Origin of the sequence: Mesorhizobium sp. M7D.F.Ca.US.004.03.1.1 (genome assembly GCF_003998635.1) — a bacterium.
GTDB lineage: Bacteria > Pseudomonadota > Alphaproteobacteria > Rhizobiales > Rhizobiaceae > Mesorhizobium > Mesorhizobium loti.
This window is the reverse complement of sequence record NZ_RZQG01000702.1, coordinates 1-3,212: the sequence shown is the minus strand read 5'-3', so window position 1 is coordinate 3,212 and position 3,212 is coordinate 1. Positions and strand designations below refer to the sequence as shown.

Annotated in this window: 4 protein-coding genes; all 4 read left to right on the top strand. The window is 61.5% G+C overall.

Translation table 11 applies throughout. The features are described 5' to 3' along the window. Positions 1 to 1,187: phosphopyruvate hydratase (gene eno, locus EN935_RS28315; RefSeq protein WP_127373851.1), on the top strand; the 1,187-nt coding region annotated here is incomplete at its 5' end. A gap of 170 nt (positions 1,188 to 1,357) precedes the next feature. Next, positions 1,358 to 1,681: a septum formation initiator family protein gene (locus tag EN935_RS28310; protein ID WP_127263519.1), complete on the top strand. Its 324-nt coding sequence runs from the start codon at positions 1,358 to 1,360 to the stop codon at positions 1,679 to 1,681. A gap of 193 nt (positions 1,682 to 1,874) precedes the next feature. Then, a complete protein-coding gene (gene pdhA / locus EN935_RS28305; RefSeq protein WP_126069177.1) occupies positions 1,875 to 2,912 on the top strand; it encodes a pyruvate dehydrogenase (acetyl-transferring) E1 component subunit alpha in 1,038 nt (345 codons plus the stop codon). A 15-nt stretch (positions 2,913 to 2,927) separates the two neighbouring features. Further along, the coding region (locus EN935_RS28300; protein WP_348629915.1) for a biotin/lipoyl-containing protein at positions 2,928 to 3,212 on the top strand (285 nt) is incomplete at its 3' end.

Here is a 3,212-nt window from a genome sequence, read left to right as displayed (position 1 = left end):
GCTCGATGGGCCGCGCGGCGGTCCCGTCGGGCGCCTCGACCGGTGCCCACGAGGCCGTCGAACTGCGCGACGGCGGCGCCCGCTATCTCGGCAAGGGCGTGCTCAAGGCCGTCGAAGCGGTGAACGGTGAGCTGTTCGAGGCGATCGGCGGCATGGAGGCCGAAAACCAGATCCATATCGACCAGACCATGATCGAGCTTGACGGCACGCCCAACAAGAGCCGGCTCGGCGCCAACGCCATTCTCGGCGTCTCCCTGGCGGTGGCCAAGGCCGCGGCCGAAGCCGCCGGCCTGCCGCTCTACCGCTATGTCGGCGGCACCAAGGCACACGTCCTGCCGGTGCCGATGATGAACATCATCAATGGCGGCGCGCATGCCGACAACCCGATCGACTTCCAGGAATTCATGATCATGCCGATCGGCGCGCCGACGCTGCGCGAAGGGGTGCGCTGGGGTTCGGAAATCTTCCACACGTTGCGCAAGAAACTGAAGGACGCCGGCCACAACACCAATGTCGGCGATGAGGGCGGCTTTGCCCCGAACCTGAAAAGCGCGCCGGTGGCGCTCGACTTCATCATGGAATCGATCGAGCAGGCCGGCTTCAAGCCGGGCGAGGAGATCGCGCTCGGCCTTGATTGCGCGGCGACCGAGTTCTTCAAGGACGGCAACTACGTCTATGAGGGCGAGAAGAAGACACGTGACCCCAAGGCCCAGGCCAAATACCTGGCCAAGCTTGCCGCCGATTATCCGATCATCTCGATCGAGGACGGCTTGGCCGAGGACGACTGGGAAGGCTGGAAGTACCTCACCGACCTGATCGGCAAGAAGACCCAGCTGGTCGGCGACGACCTGTTCGTCACCAACACCGCACGGCTGCGCGACGGCATCCGCATGGGCGTTGCCAATTCGATCCTAGTCAAGGTCAACCAGATCGGCTCGCTGACGGAAACGCTCGACGCCGTCGAAACCGCGCACAAGGCCGGCTACACCGCCGTCATGTCTCACCGCTCGGGCGAAACCGAGGATTCGACCATCGCCGATCTCGCGGTTGCCACCAATTGCGGACAGATCAAGACCGGCTCGCTGTCGCGCTCCGACCGCATGGCCAAGTACAATCAGCTGATCCGCATCGAGGAAGAGCTCGGCAAGCAGGCAAGCTATGCCGGCAAGTCGGTGGTCAAGGACTGATCCGCAAGCATTCGGGATTCGGGATCCCGGATATCGGATGAAAGGGCGGGAGCATTCCCGCCCTTTTTCATTTCGGCTCGCCAAACCGGTCACCCGTAACCGTCCGTTAAGCACAATCGGGCGAAAAAGGTCGTGAGCCGCCTGAGTTCGCGGCCGAGAGGAATCGGGCGATGTGGACGCGTCAGCACAAGCAGAGAAACACCGGCCGGCTGATCATTCCCTCGCTCTGCGTGGCGTTCCTGGCCTATTTTGGCTTTCATGCCTATCACGGTGAATTCGGCATCTATTCGAAATATCAGCTGGAAGCCCAGACGGTTGCGCTGCAGAGCCAGCTCGATGCGATCAAGGCGCGCCGCATGGAACTCGAGCGCCGCGTTCGACTGATGCATGAAGGCACGCTGGAGAAGGACATGCTCGACGAGCAGGCGCGCAAGGCGCTCAATCTGTCCCAGGCTGATGAAATCACCATCATGTTGCCGGCGGCGGCGAAATAACCGATATCGAGTTAATCGCCAATATTTTCAATGATTTTAATCGCTTAGGCGCATGCCAGCTATGCAAATTCGGCATGGCGCAACGCTTTAACGCGTGTTAGCCTCCCTCAAATCGGTGGGGAGGAGCTGATCTCCCCAGAGCAGATTTCCTCTGCTCTAATGTCCACAAAGAGACGCCAACAGGGAGTGATGCATGGCCACCGCCGCCAGAAAAGCGCCTGCCAAATCCAAATCCGACGGCAAATCGGGGCTTTCGGCCCCCAAGCCCGCCGAATTCACCAAGGACGAAGAGCTTGCCGCTTACCGGCACATGCTGCTCATCCGCCGCTTCGAGGAAAAGGCCGGCCAGCTTTACGGCATGGGCTTCATCGGCGGCTTCTGCCATCTCTATATCGGCCAGGAAGCGGTCGTCACCGGCATGAAGATGGCGCTGATCGACGGCGATCAGATGATCACCGCCTATCGCGACCACGGTCACATGCTGGCGATGGAGCTGTCGCCGCGTGGCGTCATGGCCGAGCTGACCGGGCGTCGCGGCGGCTTGTCACGGGGCAAGGGCGGCTCCATGCATATGTTCTCCAAGGAAAAGCACTTTTACGGCGGCCACGGCATCGTCGGCGCGCAGGTGTCGCTCGGCACGGGCTTGGCCTTCGCCAACCGCTACCGCGACAACAACAATGTCTCGCTGACCTATTTCGGCGACGGTGCGGCCAACCAGGGCCAGGTCTATGAAAGCTTCAACATGGCCTCGCTGTGGAAGCTGCCGGTGATCTACATCATCGAGAACAACCGCTATGCCATGGGCACCTCGGTCTCGCGCTCGTCGGCCGAGACGGACTTTTCGCATCGCGGCGCCTCCTTCAAGATTCCCGGCATCCAGGTCGACGGCATGGATGTCCGCGCCGTCAAGGCGGCGGGCGACCTGGCCACCGAATGGTGCCGTGCCGGCAACGGCCCATTGATCCTCGAAATGCAGACCTATCGCTATCGCGGCCACTCGATGTCCGATCCGGCGAAGTATCGCTCCAAGGAAGAAGTGCAGAAGATGCGCTCCGAGCATGACCCGATCGAACAGGTCAAGGCGCGGCTGATCGAGAAGAAGTGGGCGACCGAGGACGAACTCAAGACCATCGACAAGGAGGTCCGCGACATCGTCGCCGACGCCGCCGAATTTGCCCAGAACGACGCGGAGCCGGATCCGTCCGAGCTCTGGACCAATATCGTATTGTAACGGGAGGGCAAGGACATGCCGATCGAAATTCTCATGCCCGCTCTCTCGCCGACCATGGAAGAGGGCAATCTTTCCAAGTGGTTGAAGAACGAGGGCGACAAGGTCGTCGCCGGCGACGTCATCGCCGAGATCGAGACCGACAAGGCGACGATGGAAGTCGAAGCCGTTGACGAAGGCACGCTGGGCAAGATCCTGATCGCTGCCGGCACCGAAGGCGTCAAGGTCAACACACCCATCGCCGTGCTGTTGCAGGACGGCGAAAGTGCCGGTGATATCGGCAAGGCCGCGGCTTCCGCCAAG

Excerpts from the sequence above, each read along its gene's own strand:
- EN935_RS28310 (WP_127263519.1), top strand. The coding sequence starts at position 1,358 with ATGTGGACGCGTCAGCACAAGCAGAGAAACACCGGCCGGCTGATCATT.
- pdhA (WP_126069177.1), top strand. The coding sequence starts at position 1,875 with ATGGCCACCGCCGCCAGAAAAGCGCCTGCCAAATCCAAATCCGACGGC.